Origin of the sequence: Paraniabella aurantiaca, from assembly GCF_050309965.1 — a bacterium.
Classification (GTDB): Bacteria; Bacteroidota; Bacteroidia; order Chitinophagales; family Chitinophagaceae; genus Niabella.
Genome location: NZ_JBLOSY010000001.1, coordinates 2,490,616 through 2,509,772, shown reverse-complemented (window position 1 = coordinate 2,509,772; position 19,157 = coordinate 2,490,616). Strand labels below are relative to the sequence as shown.

The 19,157-nt window shown below is 41.3% G+C and carries 17 protein-coding genes; 8 read left to right on the top strand and 9 right to left on the bottom strand.

Going from position 1 to position 19,157, the window contains the following annotated elements; all coding sequences use genetic code 11:
- Positions 1-8: 8 nt before the first annotated feature.
- The 5 genes from ACLOAU_RS10955 to dacB all read right to left on the bottom strand — a co-directional run bounded on the left by ACLOAU_RS10955 (position 9) and on the right by dacB (position 6,087).
- Entirely contained in the window at positions 9-1,310 is a 1,302-nt protein-coding gene (locus ACLOAU_RS10955; RefSeq protein ID WP_427861912.1) for a Gfo/Idh/MocA family protein, read from the bottom strand.
- Between the two features lie 263 nt (positions 1,311-1,573).
- Entirely contained in the window at positions 1,574-2,308 is a 735-nt protein-coding gene (locus ACLOAU_RS10950) for a DUF4488 domain-containing protein (protein ID WP_427861911.1), read from the bottom strand.
- 25 nt (positions 2,309-2,333) lie between these two features.
- Positions 2,334-3,320: an L-glyceraldehyde 3-phosphate reductase gene (gene mgrA, locus ACLOAU_RS10945; RefSeq protein ID WP_427861910.1), complete on the bottom strand. Its 987-nt coding sequence runs from the start codon at positions 3,318-3,320 to the stop codon at positions 2,334-2,336.
- A 48-nt stretch (positions 3,321-3,368) separates the two neighbouring features.
- Positions 3,369-4,688 (bottom strand): NAD(P)/FAD-dependent oxidoreductase, encoded by a 1,320-nt coding sequence (locus ACLOAU_RS10940; RefSeq protein WP_427861909.1) that lies wholly within the window; start codon positions 4,686-4,688, stop codon positions 3,369-3,371.
- A 22-nt stretch (positions 4,689-4,710) separates the two neighbouring features.
- Positions 4,711-6,087 (bottom strand): D-alanyl-D-alanine carboxypeptidase/D-alanyl-D-alanine endopeptidase, encoded by a 1,377-nt coding sequence (gene dacB / locus ACLOAU_RS10935; RefSeq protein WP_427861908.1) that lies wholly within the window; start codon positions 6,085-6,087, stop codon positions 4,711-4,713.
- Positions 6,088-6,233: 146 nt separating this feature from the next.
- Here dacB and ACLOAU_RS10930 point away from each other — a divergent pair, with 146 nt between their 5' ends.
- Both ACLOAU_RS10930 and ACLOAU_RS10925 read left to right on the top strand, forming a co-directional pair.
- Positions 6,234-6,734 carry a hypothetical protein gene (locus tag ACLOAU_RS10930; RefSeq protein ID WP_427861907.1) on the top strand — a complete coding sequence of 167 codons (501 nt, stop codon included), beginning with the start codon at positions 6,234-6,236 and terminating at the stop codon, positions 6,732-6,734.
- Complete coding sequence (locus tag ACLOAU_RS10925; protein ID WP_427861906.1) at positions 6,731-7,510, top strand: tetratricopeptide repeat protein; 780 nt, start codon at positions 6,731-6,733, stop codon at positions 7,508-7,510. Before ACLOAU_RS10930 ends, ACLOAU_RS10925 begins: the two co-directional genes overlap by 4 nt.
- Before the next feature lie 30 nt (positions 7,511-7,540).
- Here the strand turns inward: ACLOAU_RS10925 and ACLOAU_RS10920 are convergent, their stop codons facing one another.
- On the bottom strand, positions 7,541-8,428 hold the full coding sequence (locus tag ACLOAU_RS10920) for a DUF6528 family protein (protein WP_427861905.1): 888 nt from the start codon (positions 8,426-8,428) through the stop codon (positions 7,541-7,543).
- Between the two features lie 67 nt (positions 8,429-8,495).
- On the opposite strand from ACLOAU_RS10920, the gene ACLOAU_RS10915 reads away from it, so the two are divergent.
- The 3 genes from ACLOAU_RS10915 to ACLOAU_RS10905 all read left to right on the top strand — a co-directional run bounded on the left by ACLOAU_RS10915 (position 8,496) and on the right by ACLOAU_RS10905 (position 12,909).
- Complete coding sequence (locus ACLOAU_RS10915; protein WP_427861904.1) at positions 8,496-9,788, top strand: CinA family nicotinamide mononucleotide deamidase-related protein; 1,293 nt, start codon at positions 8,496-8,498, stop codon at positions 9,786-9,788.
- 216 nt (positions 9,789-10,004) lie between these two features.
- Positions 10,005-11,324 (top strand): dihydrolipoamide acetyltransferase family protein, encoded by a 1,320-nt coding sequence (locus tag ACLOAU_RS10910; protein ID WP_427861903.1) that lies wholly within the window; start codon positions 10,005-10,007, stop codon positions 11,322-11,324.
- Between the two features lie 169 nt (positions 11,325-11,493).
- Positions 11,494-12,909 (top strand): AAA family ATPase, encoded by a 1,416-nt coding sequence (locus tag ACLOAU_RS10905; protein ID WP_427861902.1) that lies wholly within the window; start codon positions 11,494-11,496, stop codon positions 12,907-12,909.
- 109 nt (positions 12,910-13,018) lie between these two features.
- On the opposite strand, the gene ACLOAU_RS10900 is transcribed toward ACLOAU_RS10905, so the two are convergent.
- Positions 13,019-13,906, bottom strand: coding sequence for a DMT family transporter (locus ACLOAU_RS10900; protein ID WP_427861901.1), 888 nt, complete (start codon positions 13,904-13,906; stop codon positions 13,019-13,021).
- Between the two features lie 125 nt (positions 13,907-14,031).
- On the opposite strand from ACLOAU_RS10900, the gene ACLOAU_RS10895 reads away from it, so the two are divergent.
- The 3 genes from ACLOAU_RS10895 (at position 14,032) to ACLOAU_RS10885 (ending at position 17,064) form a co-directional block, all read left to right on the top strand.
- Complete coding sequence (locus ACLOAU_RS10895) at positions 14,032-15,471, top strand: arginine deiminase family protein (RefSeq protein ID WP_427861900.1); 1,440 nt, start codon at positions 14,032-14,034, stop codon at positions 15,469-15,471.
- Between the two features lie 72 nt (positions 15,472-15,543).
- A complete protein-coding gene (gene ctlX / locus ACLOAU_RS10890) occupies positions 15,544-16,464 on the top strand; it encodes a citrulline utilization hydrolase CtlX (protein ID WP_427861899.1) in 921 nt (306 codons plus the stop codon).
- Between the two features lie 3 nt (positions 16,465-16,467).
- Positions 16,468-17,064 carry a DUF1684 domain-containing protein gene (locus tag ACLOAU_RS10885; RefSeq protein WP_427861898.1) on the top strand — a complete coding sequence of 199 codons (597 nt, stop codon included), beginning with the start codon at positions 16,468-16,470 and terminating at the stop codon, positions 17,062-17,064.
- A gap of 80 nt (positions 17,065-17,144) precedes the next feature.
- Here ACLOAU_RS10885 and ACLOAU_RS10880 read toward each other — a convergent pair whose 3' ends face one another.
- Complete coding sequence (locus ACLOAU_RS10880) at positions 17,145-18,032, bottom strand: SDR family oxidoreductase (RefSeq protein ID WP_427861897.1); 888 nt, start codon at positions 18,030-18,032, stop codon at positions 17,145-17,147.
- A 177-nt stretch (positions 18,033-18,209) separates the two neighbouring features.
- Entirely contained in the window at positions 18,210-19,067 is an 858-nt protein-coding gene (locus ACLOAU_RS10875) for a sigma-70 family RNA polymerase sigma factor (protein ID WP_008585204.1), read from the bottom strand.
- Positions 19,068-19,157: the final 90 nt, after the last annotated feature.

Sequence of the window (19,157 nt, the reverse complement as noted above, 5' to 3'; positions counted from 1 at the left end):
TTACAAAGTTACACAATTGGCAATTTCCACCCATTATGATACAAAGGCTTTACCAATTGATTCGCTTTCTCCACATTAAATTTATTTTTAGCCTCATCCCAGTAGATCTTCTCTCCTGCCCGCAAGGCCACATTACCAAAATGACTGGCTATGGCCACTTTTGCACCAGCTTCGAAAGGACAATTTAAATCCTGCATCTTACGGGATTTCACTACGCTTATAAAATTAGCAGCATGTTTATCAAGGCCGCTGTCAACAGATTTAGACCAGGGCAGGGCCTCCAGCTTATCTTTTTCCGGTTTCACTTCCCATCCCTGCCGGTTTAATAGTAAAGTACCGTTTTCACCTATAAAAGCAATTCCGTGTTGCATGCCATACAATCCCACACCCGTAGCCATATTATGCTCCCAGGTCATTTGAAAATTGCCAAAATCATACAAGGCCGTTTGAATATCCGGCGTTTCCCTGGCATCAGAAGGGAACACATATTTGCCGCCTGTGGCCATTACTGATTTAGGTGTACCCGCCTTCATACCCATCAATACCATATCAATCAGGTGCACACCCCAGTCGGTCATTAATCCACCTGCATAATCCCAAAACCAACGAAACTCGTAATGAAAGCGATTTTTATTGAAGGGATGTTTTTTAGCAGGTCCCAACCACATATCATAATTAACACCCGCAGGAACCGGTGAATTGGCCACAACGGGCAGTGGCTTTGAACCACCACGATACATCCAGGCTTTGGTAGAAGACACCCGCCCCAATTTACCCGAATGCACAAAAGCAATGGCATCCCGGAAATGTTGCTGACTACGCTGCCACTGTGCTACCTGTACAACCCTGCCATAACGCTGTACGGCTTTATTCATGAGTTGCGCTTCATATATTGAGTTGGCTACCGGTTTTTCACAAAACACATCTTTACCGGCGGCACAGGCATCAATTAATTGCAAACAATGCCAGTGATCAGGAGTAGCCACTACCACAACATCTACATGCTTATCTGCAATAAGCTTGCGATAATCACCATACAGTTTGGGTTTAATATTGAGTTTATCCAGATCAGTCTTGCGTTGGTTGAGTATATTCTCATCAATGTCACATAGTGCTACGCATTCAATTTCAGGTACTTTTAGTAAAGCAGTAAGGTTTTGCCATCCCTGGCCTTTGCAACCAATTACCCCCAGGCCAATTTTATCGTTAGCGGAAATACCTGAACGAATAGCTGCCAGAAGATCTGCTGAAAGCAAGGTACCGGCACTTAGCATAGCTGTATTTTTTATAAAATGACGTCGATTATTCATGTGGCGATATTTAAAATGGTCGGTTACTAAAGTATAATCCTCTAAAAATATTTAAAATCGGGCAAAGGCCTTACATAAAAAATAGTACAACGATTGAATAGATCGGCTATACGCTTGCAGCCTGCCTATATTAGGCAATCCAATTAGATATCCGAAGCGCCGCAGAGCTGATCGCTATAGCGAATAAGTTCAACGCCTGACAAACAAAAGCCCGGCTAAATGCCAGGCCTTTTGAATATCGCTTTTAGAAAAACACAGAAAAATCAATTGTCTTTAAACCTACCCCATACTTCGTATATAGGGTCTCCTTTAGAACTCTTCCCTGAATGGATCCAATTACCATCCTGAAGTTTACCATCAAAACTCAAAGACATACCTACACGTGAGCTGTCCCTTGAAAAGAACTCGATATACTCGGTATACTTTCCATCTTTAAAGGTGTAAGTTCCGCCGCCGGTTCCCGAAAACTCCCCGGTTTCTACATTAATAGCCGCCCATTGAAATCGGGTTGCCGTTAATAGTTTCAACGTTCTCCTCGGCCGTAATGGAATATCCGACATTTCCTCACCCTGCTTCCTTTTAATAATACGCCAGTTACCAGCCAGGTTCTTTTCGCCTGCATCTACGCGTTTCCATTTCAGTTCGAAACCCTCCAGCGTAGTTGTCAGCTCGTCACCAGACAGCTTATATCCGTACTCCTGCATTTTCCCAACTTCTGATTTATTAGCGCTGTTAAATTCAGTTTTAATCCTGATCTTACCATTCTCCAAAGTAAAAGGCCCGCCGGCCGTTAGCCCGAATTTTTTCTCCTTCAGATTGTATTGAGTGAACATGCAATATCCATCTTCAAGGAGTATGGCAAAATCCTGACCGCCATAATTAAGACGCCACGCACCTTCCAGCGAATCAGTTGCAGAAGGCCGCTGCTTTTGATTCATAGCCAAAAAACCGATAGAGCATAGTAACAGAATTGCCGGCAACCATTTCCTGATAACCATATCATAAAATTTAGAGGTTAAAAATTTACGACTTAAGAATTCCTTCTATTCCGTTCAACTCAATTTTATCAAAATTGGTATTGTTTAAGCACTTCAAAGAATCCAGCAACTGCTCCGGGCTACTGGCGCCTACCAAAACTGAGGTAACTCTTTTATCTTTCAGCAACCATGCCAGGGCCATCTGGGCAAGAGTCTGGCCTCTGTCGCTTGCAATTTCATTTAATTTTTTTAATTGATTAACACGCTCTTCGGTAATGGCATCTTTTTGTAAGAAACCATGAGATTTAGCGGCTCTCGAATTTCTGGGAATTCCTTTCAGATACTTATTAGTAAGCAAACCCTGCGCCAATGGGGAAAAAGGAATACAACCTACTCCTTCTTTTCCCAAAAGATCCAGCAAGCCGTCTTCCACCCAACGCTCATACATCGAATACTTGGGCTGATGTATGAGGCAGGGGGTACCCATTTTTTTCAGCATATGAATGGCTTTCTTTGCTTCAGGTGCTTTATAATTAGAGATCCCTACATATAGCGCCTTACCCTGCCTTACAATCAGGTCCAGCGCCGACATCGTTTCTTCCAGTGGCGTATTGGGATCAGGACGATGATGGTAGAAGATATCCACATAATCCAGCTTCATTCGCTTCAGGCTTTGGTCCAGGCTGCTTACCAGGTATTTTTTGCTACCCCAATCTCCATAAGGTCCATCCCACATAGTGTAGCCGGCTTTGGATGAAATGATCAACTCATCCCGGTGATCTTTAAAATCGGTATGTAATATCTTGCCGAAATTAGTTTCAGCACTTCCCGGAGGAGGTCCGTAATTATTAGCCAGATCGAAATGCGTAATACCATTATCAAAAGCAGTGTGTAATGTTTTGCGATATACTTTTGGATCATCAACATCTCCAAAGTTGTGCCATAGGCCCAACGATATTGCAGGCAATAAAATACCCGACTCGCCACAGCGGCGATATTGCATTTGGGTATACCGGTCAGACGAAAATTTCATTGTATGTTCTGTTTGTTTTATTAGATTGCTTGAACTGTAAATATAAGATTAAGCTTGAAGTGCCGGCAATGTCCACCATTTTTCCTGGTCTGGCTTTTTCCGGAAATCTGCAGCAGCCCCGCTTAATATTGCTGAAAGCATTACACCAGGTGATGCCCAGTTTTTAGGTGAAATACGCCTGGTTGCCAGCAAGCCAAACCGCTCCCGGTACTTTTTATTGGTGAGCACCCAACGTAGCAAACCATTGGCCATTTTAGGCGAAGGAGATGTAAACATTTCTCTTTTAAGACGATCAAGCGTGGACTTGAACATGGGATGCAGGGCATCATATACTTCACGATTGTAAGACTGCATGGATGTAACCCAGTCTTTTTTACCCTCTTTCCAATCAATAAGCTGCAGCGCCAATATTTTGGCACCCAGTAAAGCATCATAAATACCCTGGGCGTCATAAGAATCTTTTTGATGATAAGCATCACCTGCCAATGCCCAACCATTTCCCCAGGCTTGCCGGAAAAGATTACCGACGTTTTTCATGCCACTTAGCGCTGTCACCTGTTTAGCATTTTTCAACCTTTGTGCTATTCTTGGAAAAGAATGAATTGTATCACGATACCATGCGTCCACACCGCCAGGTGCATTGAAATAATCGTGGCGACATTGCGCTAATACACCAGTCAGCCCTTTGCTAGCCGGTATAACCACTGCGCTGAAACCATTGCAGCCCGAATGTATCTGTATCCATTCTTTTTCCTGTGCTTGATAAGCCTCAACACCCTCCCAGTAAGCATAATATACAGCCGTATTATACTGTGTTATTTCTTCCGTAACTACAGCCCCGGCTTTTCTGGCAACAATACTATGCCGCCCATCTGCACCAATTACCGCCTCCGCCAAAAAAGTCTGCGATTCACCTCCTTTGTACATGCCCGTTACACCATTGGCCTTTCCGTCTTCATCAACCAGTAATTCTCTTACCGAAAAATTCTCCAGCTGCGTAACATTGGGGAAACGTTCCAGGTTTTTCCATAATGCTTCGTCCAAAACCTGCCGGTCGATTCCATATAAAAAATGCCGGCCATACACATCTGGTATCTCCACAAAAGTTCTGAAATATTCCCCCATCTCTAAAGCTACACCTGCAAAGCGCGTATTATCGGGCGCATACAAGGATTCATCAATCCCGATTTCGTCCAGCAACTGCATGCCACTGCTTAATAACAAAGGGCATGATACCACGGTACGGCCGGGCACGGTATCCTTTTCCAATATCAAAACCTTCAATCCAGCCGCACCCAGCCTGGCGGCTAAAGAGGCTCCGGCTATTCTACCACCAACGATAATAACATCATATAGTTTTTCACTCATAAGGAAACTTTTGAAACAGCTGCTATTTTAATTGATCCAATACCTGGTACATCTTCCTGATTAAAGAAAGCTGGCTGCCATTGTAATTATTAACAATGATAGAAAATATATACTCTTTGCCCGCTTTCGACTTCTGATAGCCCGTAAAACCTTTTACGCGGTTAATCGTTCCGCTTTTCATCTTCATGTCGTTGTAAAGAGGTATTCCATCATAAAATTCGGGATACCACGACTGAGCTTTTGCATAATTTAAAACAGTTACTTCGGCATGTGGTGTAATCCTGTTTTGAGGAGACAAACCTGATCCGTCATATAAATGCATTTCTTCCGGGTCTATGCCTTTAGTTTTCCAATATTCCTGTACCGCCTCAACTCCTTTTTCAGTAGTAGCCTCCCCTTTCATCTTTAGTGCTATTGTCCTTATCAGTGCCTCACCATACAGATTTATGCTTTTTCGTAAGAACCAATAAACTATTTTAGCCATCGTTGGCGAAGTATGGGTGTAAAGCCAATCTACATTATCATAACTCCTGGATGTCAACTGTATATTTTCTTTAATGACTGCGACATCCTTCAACTCACTGATGATGGTTTTGGCAAACTGCCGGGAAGGATCATACATAGAACCTGATATTACAAAATCATTTTTTCCTGCCGGTATCGTGCCCTTTAACACACTAAACGCATTCCCCTTGGATGGATAATACAAACTGGACTCATCACCCGTTTCTTTGCCCGCGGCTCTTGCTTCAGATATAATTTTGTAATTATAAAGAAAAGGTTTCGTTTTTAAAACAGTTACAGGATCTCCAACATTGGCACCTGATTTCACGATCAGATCAAATTGGTTTTCGCGCCAGTTTAGCCCCTGCGATCCCGCGCCATAGTATTGTCCGATATCTTCCCAGGTCCAGCGCGCCGGCAAACCATCATCGGCCAGCCAGTCTTTGCTGCTAATAATAATGGATTCAAGTTGCTTGATGCCTTTTGCTTTTACCGCATTTTTTATAGCCGTTAGCACTATATCTTCTTTTGTACTATCCCAACGCCAGCTACCTAATGTGGGATCTCCGGACGCCTGTATATAAAGACTTTTACCCTGAGCAGTATTTACAATCCCAAACTTTGTTTCGTAAGTAAAATCTTTTCCCAAAACATCAAGAGCAGTGGCCGCAGTAACGATCTTTTCCGTGGAAGCCGGTGCCAGGCCGGTATAGGCATTTTGTTCAAAAACGGTTTCCCCAGATTGCCCGTCGATCACATATATACCTGACAGCGCAAATTTCAGCTGGGAATCGTTGTTAAACTCCAACAGAGCTCGCTTCAAATCCTGATCTACCTGTGCATTGACACATACAACGTTTACAAAAAATATAAACAGAAAAGCTATTTTTTTCATTGGGTTAAAGTAATCATTTTACTGCAAAAAGCCTTAAAACCACAGATATTTTGACGATTGCAACCGCCAAAGATTAACGAATGATTAGCCTGCAGTAAATACCAACATAATCAGAACTTACCTTATTTTACAATAACAAAACGCTCGTGAGAAATATACTAGGCTACATTATTTTTTTGACCATCGCAAGTTGCCAAATATCTCAGCAGGCCACCCAATATGAGAAAAGAATTGGCGATATCGCTTTCGATCCTCAAAGCGACAACAAGAACTTTGAACTATGTTATCCCAATGCTATTCAACAATATTTTGTATTTACATCTGATAAGTCTTTCGCAGACTATAAGCCATATATTGACTCTGTATTTTTTGCTTCCTTTCGTTCTATCCCGTTAAAAGAATCGGGATTAATCAGGATCAGATTTATCGTAAACTGCAAAGGAGAAACCGATCGGTTCCGATTATTAGCCATGAATTGGCAATATGAGCCAATCCGCTTCAACAAGCGCATCACCACCCAACTTTTATTTATAATAAAAAGTATTAAGATTTGGCAGGTACAAGTAATAAATGAACGCCCAGTAGACTATTATCAGTACTTGATCTTCAAAATCAGTAATGGCCAACTAATTGAAATACTACCATGAAAAAGACAATCCTATTCCTCTTATTGCTCGCAGGAAAACTCTCAGCACAACCGGTTTGTAGTGCTTTTCTTTATATGAACGACACTTTACAGTACAAGGCATGTAAGCTAGTAGAAAATATCGATGAAAGGCATTATCAGTTCTCCAAAGAATTTCAAATACTTTACGATTCTGCTTTAGCTCTATGCCCTCATTTTTCATGGGGCTACAGGGAAAAAAGCGTGGCCTACCTTAAAAGCGGCGATTTCATTACATGGAAAAAACTAATAGACAAAGCTGTACAATATGATACGTTATTAAATCTAGGTTATCGTGCCTGGTGCCGGTATGAGTTCTTCAGAGATTGCGAGGGGGCCATAGCGGATATTGAACTGCTGGAAACAAAAACACCGGAAATTGGCTGGGGAATAAATGGGAATTACCATCTTACGGTAACGAAAGCCATCTGCCACAGTGAACTGGGCCAGCAGGCAAAAGCCATCAGCGTTTTAAGCAGCTATCTTCGGGATGCACAACCCATTGGCTTATACGATTACTATCAGTTAGGCGCTATTCATTATAAAAACAAAGATTACGCGCAGGCAGCGACTGCCTTTCAAAAGCAAATTGAGTATAACAACCTGGCAGAGGCACACTACTATCTAAGCCTCATCTATAAAGGGTTCCATAAAGATATTCTGGCTGACCAGGAACTGCTTCGGGCTAAGCAGCTGAAGGCTGAAGGCAAAAAGTTACGAGTGGTTTACACCCATCACTCCAATACGATATTCTTTTAAGCATCAATTGATTTTTAATACGCCTCAGTACTATTTCAGCACTCTTGCTTTATACAGTTTTATATCCGGAATATTGATAATCTGGCTGGGATTAATGCTGTAAATGTTAAAGGTCCACCAACTTTGTTCAGCCTGCGTATATACCAACCGTTGAGTAACCTTATCGTAATTAGCAGCCTTAATATCGTGCTTACCAGCAAGTGGCTCAAAGACATTAAATTGTTCTTTTTTGATATCAAAATTAAAAACATTATGATGGGTACTTACGATCACTTCATTATCATCTACAGCTGAAAGATCATGTCCTCCTTCATCGGGCAATTTCCAACTTTTCTCCAATTGTAATACTGGTTTCGTACTCTTCCCGTCAACCAGCCGATATAATCTCAGCTCATCGAACCCTAAAGCAAAAAGCCTTTGCAGCTTTTCATTCCATATTACACCATGGCCGGAGTAAAGGGAATCTCTGAATAACCTTTGTGCGCTTTTCTTGCTATCATATAATTCTACACTATTACCCATAGCATGAGTTGATAAAGCCACCGCGATTTTACCACCAGGCAGCATTTCAGCAGAGTGTGCCATCGGAGAATGGGCGTAGAATAATATCTTTTTTGATGCTACATCTATCAATGCCACTCCTCCACCCGACGAAGTGACCAGAAATTGTTTGCCGCCTTGGACCGGTTTGCACTCATCCAGGGGCACCATTATTTTCCGGTACTCCTCAGGAAGGCCTACGGCATCTCCTACTTTCCAGGTCCAGGTAATATGAGCTTTACCCGGTGTTGACTTCCGGCTATCAATCATCACCACTTTATCGCCGCCGCAGGCTACCAGGTCTGTCTGCGCTCCGATAGTAACTGTTATCAGCAAGGCGGTAAACAACGCAAAAGCTATTTTAAAATTATTCTTCATACAGGCGCTATAAATTACTTTTCTTGTAAGCTTATTTCAAAGATATTTGTTTTTAAATACAAGTTGAATGAGCGAGATCAATGCATCTATCATCACCATTGGGGATGAGTTACTGATAGGCCAGACTATAGACACCAATAGCGCTTTTATTGGACAGGAATTAAACAAAGCAGGTATATGGGTAAAACGACGTGTAGCTGTGGGTGACGTATACAACGATATATGGAATGCGTTGGATGAAGAAAAAAAATACTCCCGGCTGATCATTTTAACCGGGGGGCTGGGGCCAACGGCAGATGATATTACCAAGCCTCTACTCTGCGATTATTTTAATACCCGACTGGTTCGTAACGAAGCTGTACTGGCACATATACACCACTTGTTTGTGAATGTTTATAAAAGAAAGGTAGCTTTATCAGAAGCCAATATACGGCAGGCCGACCTCCCGGAAAATTGTACAGTACTGCATAATGAGCATGGCTCTGCCGCCGGTATGTGGTTTGAAACGGAAAATAAGGATGGAGAGAAAGTAATTGTCATTTCTATGCCGGGGGTGCCTTATGAAATGAAAAAAATACTGGTCAATGAAGCGCTGCCACGGATAACGGCCTACTTCGGTGGCGATATCGTTATTCACAAAGTTTTATCAACTTTCGGAATGGGTGAATCGATGGTGGCAGAAAAACTAACTACCCTTGAAAGCCAGCTCCCGCCTTACATCAAGCTTGCTTATCTCCCAGGCTATGGTATGGTCAAACTAAGATTAACCGGAAGAGGTAATGACCGGTTGAAGCTGGAAGCAGAAATGAATCAGTTCTACCAGCAACTGAAAGATCCTTTAAAGAATATTACCATTGCTGAAAATGACGACACACTGGAAATAATCATCGGCCAGCTACTGCAAAAGCAACAAAAAAAAATGGCTACAGCAGAAAGCTGCACAGGTGGCTATATTGCCCACCTTATTACCAGCCTTCCTAAATCTTCACCTCATTTTAACGGGTCGGCAGTCACCTATAATAACGAAGCGAAAGAGAACATACTGGGTGTCAACCATGAAACGCTGGAGGCAGTGGGAGCGGTAAGCGAGGAAACAGCTATTCAAATGGTTGCAGGCGCTCTTGATCGGTTTCATGCGGATTATGCCCTGGCCACAACCGGCATTATGGGGCCAGCCTCCGATAACGATGAAAAGCCCGTAGGAACAGTATGGATAGCAGCGGGAAACCGGCAAAACGTAATAACCAAACAACTAAACCTGGGTTACGACCGGCAACGTAATATACAGAGTACAGCTCTTCAGGCATTGAACCTGTTAAGGAAATTTATTATTGACGAAGGAATGGAAGGTAACATTTAAAAATCAGGCTGTTATATATACACAGCAGTACGAAGGACCCTCAATTAAAAAATTAACCTTAAAATACAAAGGTACACAGTCCCTCAGGATCGGGGTTAGAAACTCAACCTGACATTTAATGCCGTTTCCCTACTTTTGTGAGGCAACATGGAGCAGAAATGTGGGTGTACGGGTACAGATAGCAAGGTTGCAAGAATTATTTAAACTGATATCACGATGGCAATAGTTGATCTGGTAATGCCTAAGCTAGGCGAAAGCATAATGGAAGCAACCATTTTAAAATGGGTTAAAAACGTAGGTGATGCTGTAAAAATGGATGAAACCATTTTAGAGATCGCCACGGATAAAGTGGATAGCGAAGTGCCTAGTACCGCCGAGGGCGTGATAACAGAATTATTATTCAAAGAAAACGATGTAGTGCCTATCGACGCTGTTATCGCCAGGATTGAGACTTCCGGCAGTGTACCGGCTGCGGCACCTGTTACCATCAAAACAGTTCAGCCGTCAGAAGGAAATATAATAACTGAAGAAATAAAAGAAACACCCGCTGAAGTTGTAGCTACCCAAATAAAAAAAGATGTAAAAACTCATACGGCAAAGTTTTATTCCCCGCTGGTACTAAATATAGCAGCACAGGAAGGCGTACCACTCCATGAGCTGGAACAAATAGAGGGTACGGGTAATGATGGACGCGTTACTAAAAATGATTTGTTGAATTATATAGCCAGCCGCAGTAAAAAAGATGTTTCACTTCCTGTAAAAGCAGTAAGCAATGAAGCAGCTGCGGGCACTTCTTCCTCTTACAGCAGCCCTGCCACCCAATCAAGCGGGAATGTGGAGATAATTGAAATGGATCGTATGCGTAAGCTGATTGCAGACCACATGGTACGCAGTGTGCAAACCAGCCCGCACGTTACCAGTTTCAGCGAAGCAGATGTAACCAATATTGTACTATGGCGCGACTCTGTCAAAAATAGCTTTCAGCAAAGAGAGGGCACTAAAATAACCTTTATGCCTTTGTTTATTGAAGCAATTGTAAGATGCATCAAAAAATTCCCGCTGATCAACAGCTCGGTAGATGGTGATAAGATCATTATTAAAAAGGATATTAATATAGGGATGGCTGCGGCCCTACCCAATGGCAATTTAATTGTGCCGGTTATTAAAAACGCCGATCAGCTAAACCTTGTAGGATTAACCAAACAGGTCAATCACCTGGCAGATGCCGCCCGAAATAGCAAGCTCAAGCCAGACGATACACAAGGAGCTACTTTCACACTAACTAATGTGGGTACCTTTGGCAGCCTGATGGGCACTCCGATTATCAACCAGCCACAGGTAGCAATTATGGCAGTTGGTGCAATTAAGAAGCGCCCTGTAGTAATAGAAACGCCTCATGGAGACAGTATCGCTATTCGTCACATGATGTATATCAGCATGAGTTACGACCATAGAATTATAGATGGCAGCCTTGGAGCCACTTTTGTTACTGCCGTAGCCAAAGAGCTGGAAAACTTCCAACCTCCGGCCTTGTAATTCTAAACCTACCCAACAATATTTATTTACCACGTTTTTACGTACTAATTATATAGTACGTAAAAATGTGTCCCATCGCCAACACGGCATATTCGGGTCTTTGCTCACAATTTATATTTCGCCAAAACTCTGTTTTTTTACTAATTTTGGCGGAATATATTTTTTTATAATGTCAAAATTCATCGGCAGAAAATATGAGCTAAACATACTTCAGGAGTCTCTGCACAACAACAGGTCAGAACTGATCGCCATTTATGGCAGAAGACGCGTAGGCAAAACATTCCTGGTTAGAGAGTTTTTCAGGAAGCACCTGGCATTCGAAATTAGCGGCTTGTATAATGGCAACATGAACGACCAGATCCGGAACTTTACTCATGAAATTCACAAAAAAGACCGGGCTCTTAAATCAGAAACGCCTGCAGACTGGCTGGCTTCTTTTTCCTTACTGGAAACATACCTGAATAAACTTAAGAAGCCAGGCAAAAAGGTGATTTTTATTGACGAATTTCCGTGGATGGCAACCGCAAGGTCAAATTTTTTGATGGCATTTGAAAACTTCTGGAATCACTATTGCACCAAACGAAAAGACCTGATAGTTGTGATCTGCGGTTCTGCTGCATCTTATATGATACAGAAAATTATAAAAAACAAAGGGGGATTACATAACAGAATAACACGACAAATAAGACTGCTACCTTTTAACCTGGGAGAAACACAGCAATTTTTAAAAAGCCGGGGTATTGATTATACATTATATGATATCACCCAGGTTTATATGGCAATGGGCGGCGTTCCACACTACCTCGAAAAACTACGTAAAGGAGCAAGCGTAGCACAAAATATAGATCAGCTTTGTTTTGAAAAAGATGGAACATTAAAAAATGAATTCAATCAATTGTACGCTTCACTTTTTGACGACTCAGAGAAACATCTTACTATAATAAAAACGCTTGCCAACTCCAATAAAGGCATAACAAGGCTGGAATTAGCCAGGCAAAGTGGTATTGCCAGCGGCGGTGATCTTTCTTTAAAACTGGAAGAACTAATAGAATCGGGCTTCATAAGCGAATACCCTTACTATGGCAACAAGAAACAACTAACCCTTTATAGATTATCAGACGAGTACTCAAAATTTTATTTGAAGTTTATACAAAACAACAGGAATAGCGGCTCCGGTACCTGGCAAAAATTGTATAAAAGCTCTTCCTATGTTTCATGGGCCGGCTTTAGCTTTGAAACGCTTTGCCTGAAACATATCACACAAATTAAAAGAGCGCTACGAATTGATGCCATTTTTTCTACCAACAGTAGCTGGTTTAATGACCTTGCACAAATTGACCTGTTAATCAACAGAGACGACAACATTATGAACCAGTGCGAGATAAAGTTCTATAATGCTCCTTTTACCATTGATAAGCAGTACTACCTGAATTTAAAAAACAAAACCGCCGCCTTACAACAAGCTACCCAAACCCGGAAAAATATTTTCATTACTATGATCACTACCTTCGGGTTAAATGAAAACAAGTATAGTCATGAACTGGTGCAGAACAGCATTTCGCTCGAAGATCTTTTCACTTATTAAATTTATAATTCGCCAAAACTCGGTAAAAAAGATAGTTTTGGCGAGTTATAATATTTTGAAATTACTAACAAAGGAGACACTAAATATCCATATTTCAAAACTTCATGTACTATACAGGCTCTGTCACTTTTTTGTTCTTCCTTCGTAACATCAACATATGCAGTACCAGGGTAGACATGATCAGGGCCGTTCCCAGATAAAATCCTTTATTTAAAACCTGGTTTTCTTTAAACAGCAAAAAGGCCATAAGTATCCCGTAAACCGGTTCTGCACTGTAGGAAAGGTTTACTGTAAATGCAGATAATTTTTTTAATGCGTTCATTGAAAACTGAAACGCAACAACTGAGCAAACCCAGGCCAATACCAATAACCACAAAAAATCACTTAGTGATGGAAGCAAGCTTTCTACCGGGAAAGCCTGAAGATAAAAAGGCATAACCAACGAGAGCGTGAGAAAGCCGCCTGTCATTTGCCAGGTAAGCACCGTTTGCATATTGATGCGCCCCAGTTTTAGCTTTAGCAATATAGGAAAGAGCGCTCCCAAAAAAGCAGCAACTAAACCCAGGGCTATCCCTAATTTATAAGTAGTATCAAAATGAAAGATCAGCCAGATACCTAATACGTTCATCAGACCAAAGAGCAGCTCGGTCCGGTTGATCCGTACCCTGTTGATCAGAGGCTCTAAAATAGAAGAAAAAAAACTGATGACCGAAAAACAAACCAAAGCTATAGAAACGTTCCCATATTTTATAGAAGCATAAAAAAACACCCAATGTAAAGCGCTTATAAAGCCGGCTCCCGTTAAATACAAGATATCTTTCAGTGATATTTTCTGCATTCGCTTCGTGGCATAAAAAAGCACCCATAAAGTAATAGCAGTAATCAACAGTCGATACCATACAATAAGCCCTTCATTAAGCGTAATTAAACGCCCCAAAACGCCTGTAAAGCCTGCCAGTAATACAGCTATATGCAATTGAAAAAAAGATTTCCTCATGGGGCCGCAAAGCTAGTTGTTTTAAAAAATAAGGCGAAATAACACTTTTTAAAGGTTAGCAGTATTAACGCCCCTTTGCTTATTTTTGGGGGAAGCGAACAAACTCATTTGTTCGCCCAACCGTTATGCAGGAACAAAAAATCAATGTCGGCTCAGAAACAGGCTCATTAAAAAGACTTTTAGTACATAGCCCTGATAGTGGATTAGGCAAAGTTGTCCCTTCCAAAGCACAGGACTGGCTTTTTGAAGATATTGTACATCTGGAAACAATCCGGCGCAAAGAATACGACTATTACACCAAACTATTACTCTATTTTCTTGATCCGGAAAAAATAAAGGGCCGATTAGCCGAAATAGATGACAAAAATAATGACTACAATTTTTTCAAGCCATCCAGTAAACATTTTTATCAATCAACCAATGTGATAGAAATTGAGTGGTTACTGGCGCAGATACTGGAAAATAGTGAAATCCGCTCCAAACTTGTAGCTTCAGTGTGCGCTATCGAAAACTGCTCGTATAAAATACAGGATGAATTAATGAATATAGAGGCACATAGCCTGGCCAATGTTTTTATTACCGGTACTTATAAGAATACCGAGATGCTGTTTCCACCGGTGCCCAATTTTATTTTTACCAGAGATATTGGCATCGTCATTAACGATCATATTCTTTTAAATAAGCCGGCCAAGCAGGCCCGTACAAGAGAGGCCCTGTTGATGAAATACATATTCTTTAACCACCCGCTCTTTAAAAACTACCGGGACAATATTATTGAATTGCCGGAAAGCCCTCAGCAGTTTTTACTCCCCGCAGATTCGGAAGACAAGCTGGTTACCCTGGAGGGCGGCGATATTATGGTAGTTAGCCCCGAGCACGTATTGATAGGTGTGAGCGAACGAACCTCCATGGAGGCTGCACACATTGCTATTAAAACACTATTTGAAAAAAATGTAGTAAAGAAAATATCGGTTATTAAGATTCCCAAAAAGAGGGACTATATGCATATAGATACCATCTTTACTCAAGTGAAAAAAAACATGTGGGTAATGCTGGGAAAGTTCTCCAGAAAACATGTAAAAAAAGAAGATGCGGATGACATACAGAAAGCGCTGGATACAAGAAAGAAAGATGAAAGCATCAGCATCATCCAGTTTAAAAAAAAGGACATCGGCAATCCCGTTTATTTCGACACTCTTGAAGACCTTTTAATAGACATCAGCAAGAATGATTTGCAGTGTGAGGATAAAGTAAAATTTATATACTCCGGCAATAACGAGTTTCCCTTTGATGTACGCGAGCAATGGACGGACAGCTGCAATTTACTGGCGCTTAAAGATGGCGTTGTAGTAGGCTATGACCGCAACGACAAAACCCTGCAGGCCTTTGTCAAAGCAGGATTTAAAACCATCCCGGTGAAGGAGTTACTACAGCAATTAGAATCGGATACAATAACTCTTAAAGATATTAAGAATACGTTTATTGTTATGCCATCTGCAGAACTATCACGGGCCCGCGGTGGCTTCCATTGTATGAGCATGCCTTTACTAAGAGATGAAATATGACGTCCTAAACAGCTCCTGTTGATAAAACATTCATAACCCAATCTACGATCCACTAATATCTTTCAATAAACAATGACCACGTCTGCATTATTAATGATTCGCCCGGCAGCATTTGCGTTTAATCCGCAAACTGCGGTCAATAATAGTTTTCAAAAAATAAACGAACAACTTCATGTACATGAAAAAGCCTTGCTGGAATTCGACAACTTTGTCAATATACTAAACGTTTATGGCATTAAGGTTACAGTCATGCAGGATACGCTGGAGCCACACACACCAGACTCTGTATTTCCCAATAACTGGATATCTTTTCATGAAGACGGAACGGTTGTGCTGTATCCGATGTTTGCCGACAACCGGAAACTGGAGCGCAATAAAAATATTGTAGACAAATTAAGTGAGACCTTCTTTATCCGATCTACAATAGACTTAACCAGGTATGAACAAAAAAATGCCTACCTGGAAGGTACCGGCAGCATGGTGTTGGATAGAGATCATGAAATAGCTTATGCCTGCCTGTCTCCCCGAACCAATGCTACCGTGTTATACGATTTTTGTGATTCGATAGGTTATAGCCCCGTACTATTTAATGCTGTGGATGAAAATGAGAAAGAAATTTATCATACCAATGTAATGATGTGCATGGCCGACACTTATGTTGTTGTTTGTTTTGAAAGTATCAAAGATCAGCTACAAAGGCAAATGCTGACCGATAAATTTAAAGAAACCGGGAAGGAAATCATTGAAATCACCCTGCAGCAAATGAATCATTTTGCCGGCAATATGCTGCAGGTAGAAAATATCGCGGGCAATCAATTTCTTATCATGTCTACACAGGCATATAATAGTTTAACAGAAGAGCAGGTTCATCTCCTGGCATCATTTAATCCTGTTATTCATTCCTCGCTCAATACAATTGAACAAAACGGCGGAGGAAGTGCCCGCTGCATGATGGCTGAAATATTCCTGCCTTTAAAATCAGAAAACTCTTAATTAATGAGCTTTTACATGCGTTTTATCTTTGCCTTCTTATTGATCTGTGCTAATGGTGCAGCACAAGAGTCTTATCGGGACAGTCTCCAGGCATTTATTGATGACTACAAGTTGAATCATGGCGTAGTAAAAAGCAACGACAAACAATACCTGCAGTTTTTCCCGATAGATGAAAAAGCCAGAATAAAGGCTCACTTTGAACCGGTAAAAAATGCTGAATGGTTTAGCCTTCCTACGTCCAGTGGCCGCTCTAAAATGTACAGGCAATACGGAAAGCTTAGTTTTATGTACGAAGGCTCAAAGCAGGCTTTATATGTTTATCAATCGCAGGCATTATTGCAGGACCCTAAACACATGGATCATCTTTTTTTACCCTTTACCGATCTCACTACAGGGAAAGAGTCTTACGAAACAGGAAGATATATTGATCTTACGGTATCTGATATAAAAGACGGGTATATCATCGTTGACTTTAATAAATCTTATAACCCTTATTGCGCCTATGTTTCGGGCGTTTACAGTTGTCCTATACCGCCCAAAGAGAACAGGCTTCAGATAGCGGTAAGAGCCGGGGAGAAAAAATATTTAAACGAGCATTAGTAATCTAAACAGGAGGCAGGCTTTTCTCTATGCCGTGTAGATTCGGCTTCTCCCTGATACCCACCGTATCTCCTTACATACTACCCTAAAGTTTCTCTCAATCCTTCGTCAAAATTTACTGGCTGATATTGCAATTCTGCAATTGCTTTCCTAATATCCAATCCACCTTTCAGAGGCCGCTGAGCCAGTTCTTTGAACTCATCCTTTGTGACCGGGCTTATCAGGTGATCAGAAATACCTAAATAAGCAGCAACACGCTGAGCCATCTCAAAAGGAGTTAGTACATCTTTACCAGCAATATTAAATACACCCTCTTTCCTTCCTTCAACAATAGCCGCAATACCATTAGCCAGATCGGTTACATACGTAGGTGTTCTTAACTGATCGTTCACCACATTAAACGGCTGCCTTGTTTTGATTTTCTCTGCAATCATTGTAATGAAGCTGCTCCGGCCGTATAAGGGTTTGCCATACACAAAAGAGGTACGCGCTATTGCCCACCCATGCTGGTATTCCATTACAGCTTCTTCAGCGTCCATCTTGGTTTTGCCATAATAGCTTACCGGCGCGGGCTTATCCTCTTCTTTATACATTCCTTTTTCACCATCAAAAATAAAATCAGTTGAGAGGTAGATAAAGAAGGACTTATAAGCTTCAGCATTTAATAGTAGCTGCACCGTTCCAAACACATTCGTATCAAAAGCGTCCGGTTGTTTTAATTCGCAATCATCAGGCTTGCTCATAGCACCGCTATGCACCACCACATCAGGCTGTACAAACTCAAAGGCATCATGCAAAGAAAAGGGATCTGAAAAATCAACCTGGATAAAGCGATAGTTTTTGTTCGCATTAAATGCTGACAAATCTCCTGTGCGGGAAGATGCGAACACTTCATGCCCATTGGCCAACAACCGCGCCACCACATAACTACCAACAAAGCCATTAGCTCCTGTCACAAATACTTTCATATCAATTCGTTAAAGCGTAAACAATAAAATTCTTTTAACAGATATTATACTGCTAAAATAGAATTGATTTTGTTTCATTGCACAAATTTTTAAAACCTAACCTACCATTAAAACCCTTACACAAAAAAACTCCGGCCTTGACCGGAGTTTTTAATATCTGTACGCTGATTCAAAATCTTATCCCAAGTAAGACTTCAAAGCACTGCTGTATCTTGCTTTTTGCAGGCGCTTAATTGCACGTTCTTTGATTTGGCGGATACGTTCTTTAGTCAAATCATATTTCTGACCAATTTGCTCGATAGTAACACCATTCTCACCGTCCAAACCAAAATATGCATTTACTATTTCAGCTTCACGTGGAGAAAGCGATTTCAATACGCGACGGATCTCGTTACGTAAAGAATCTTTCATTACATCATCATCTGTATCCGATCCACCTTCCAGCAAATCTCCCATTGCAACATCTTCTGCTTCATGCACAGGTGCATCAAGAGATGTATGGCGGGTATTGCTCTGGAAAATATTATTGATCTCGGTTTCGCTCATCTCCAGTAATTCAGAAAGCTCTTCTGTAGAAGGCTCCCTTTCATGCTCCTGTTCAAAAGCCATGTAGGCTTTATTGGCCTTGTTATAGGTACCAATTTTATTTTGTGGTAAGCGTACCAAACGCCCCTGTTCAGCCAAAGCCTGTAAAATACTTTGACGAATCCACCATACCGCATAAGAAATGAATTTAAAGCCTTTTGTTTCATCGAAACGCTGGGCAGCTTTGATCAAACCTAAGTTTCCTTCATTGATCAGATCACTCAGAGACAAACCCTGGTGCTGGTACTGTTTCGCAACTGAAACCACGAAACGCAGGTTGGCCTGAACGAGCTTGTCTAAAGCACGTTGGTCACCCATTTTTATTTTTTGAGCAAGAGTAGTCTCTTCCTCAGGTGTGATCATAGAAATTTTAGAGATCTCTTGCAGGTATTTTTCAACCGCCTGTGAATCCCTGTTGGTAATCTGAGTAGCAATTTTGAGCTGACGCATATTTTAATTGAATCTCCTTTTGGTAACTTTAGTGTAGGATTGTACCTAAATATAAATAATAACTTGCAAAAATACGCAGAAATTAGAAGA

Coding starts and splice junctions, on each gene's coding strand:
- ACLOAU_RS10910 (WP_427861903.1), top strand. CDS start 10,005: ATGGCAATAGTTGATCTGGTAATGCCTAAGCTAGGCGAAAGCATAATG.
- ACLOAU_RS10875 (WP_008585204.1), bottom strand. CDS start 19,067: ATGCGTCAGCTCAAAATTGCTACTCAGATTACCAACAGGGATTCACAG.
- ACLOAU_RS10955 (WP_427861912.1), bottom strand. CDS start 1,310: ATGAATAATCGACGTCATTTTATAAAAAATACAGCTATGCTAAGTGCC.
- ACLOAU_RS10915 (WP_427861904.1), top strand. CDS start 8,496: ATGAGCGAGATCAATGCATCTATCATCACCATTGGGGATGAGTTACTG.
- ACLOAU_RS10940 (WP_427861909.1), bottom strand. CDS start 4,688: ATGAGTGAAAAACTATATGATGTTATTATCGTTGGTGGTAGAATAGCC.
- ACLOAU_RS10925 (WP_427861906.1), top strand. CDS start 6,731: ATGAAAAAGACAATCCTATTCCTCTTATTGCTCGCAGGAAAACTCTCA.
- ACLOAU_RS10880 (WP_427861897.1), bottom strand. CDS start 18,032: ATGAAAGTATTTGTGACAGGAGCTAATGGCTTTGTTGGTAGTTATGTG.
- ACLOAU_RS10900 (WP_427861901.1), bottom strand. CDS start 13,906: ATGAGGAAATCTTTTTTTCAATTGCATATAGCTGTATTACTGGCAGGC.
- mgrA (WP_427861910.1), bottom strand. CDS start 3,320: ATGAAATTTTCGTCTGACCGGTATACCCAAATGCAATATCGCCGCTGT.
- dacB (WP_427861908.1), bottom strand. CDS start 6,087: ATGAAAAAAATAGCTTTTCTGTTTATATTTTTTGTAAACGTTGTATGT.
- ACLOAU_RS10895 (WP_427861900.1), top strand. CDS start 14,032: ATGCAGGAACAAAAAATCAATGTCGGCTCAGAAACAGGCTCATTAAAA.
- ACLOAU_RS10950 (WP_427861911.1), bottom strand. CDS start 2,308: ATGGTTATCAGGAAATGGTTGCCGGCAATTCTGTTACTATGCTCTATC.
- ACLOAU_RS10885 (WP_427861898.1), top strand. CDS start 16,468: ATGAGCTTTTACATGCGTTTTATCTTTGCCTTCTTATTGATCTGTGCT.
- ACLOAU_RS10920 (WP_427861905.1), bottom strand. CDS start 8,428: ATGAAGAATAATTTTAAAATAGCTTTTGCGTTGTTTACCGCCTTGCTG.
- ctlX (WP_427861899.1), top strand. CDS start 15,544: ATGACCACGTCTGCATTATTAATGATTCGCCCGGCAGCATTTGCGTTT.
- ACLOAU_RS10905 (WP_427861902.1), top strand. CDS start 11,494: ATGTCAAAATTCATCGGCAGAAAATATGAGCTAAACATACTTCAGGAG.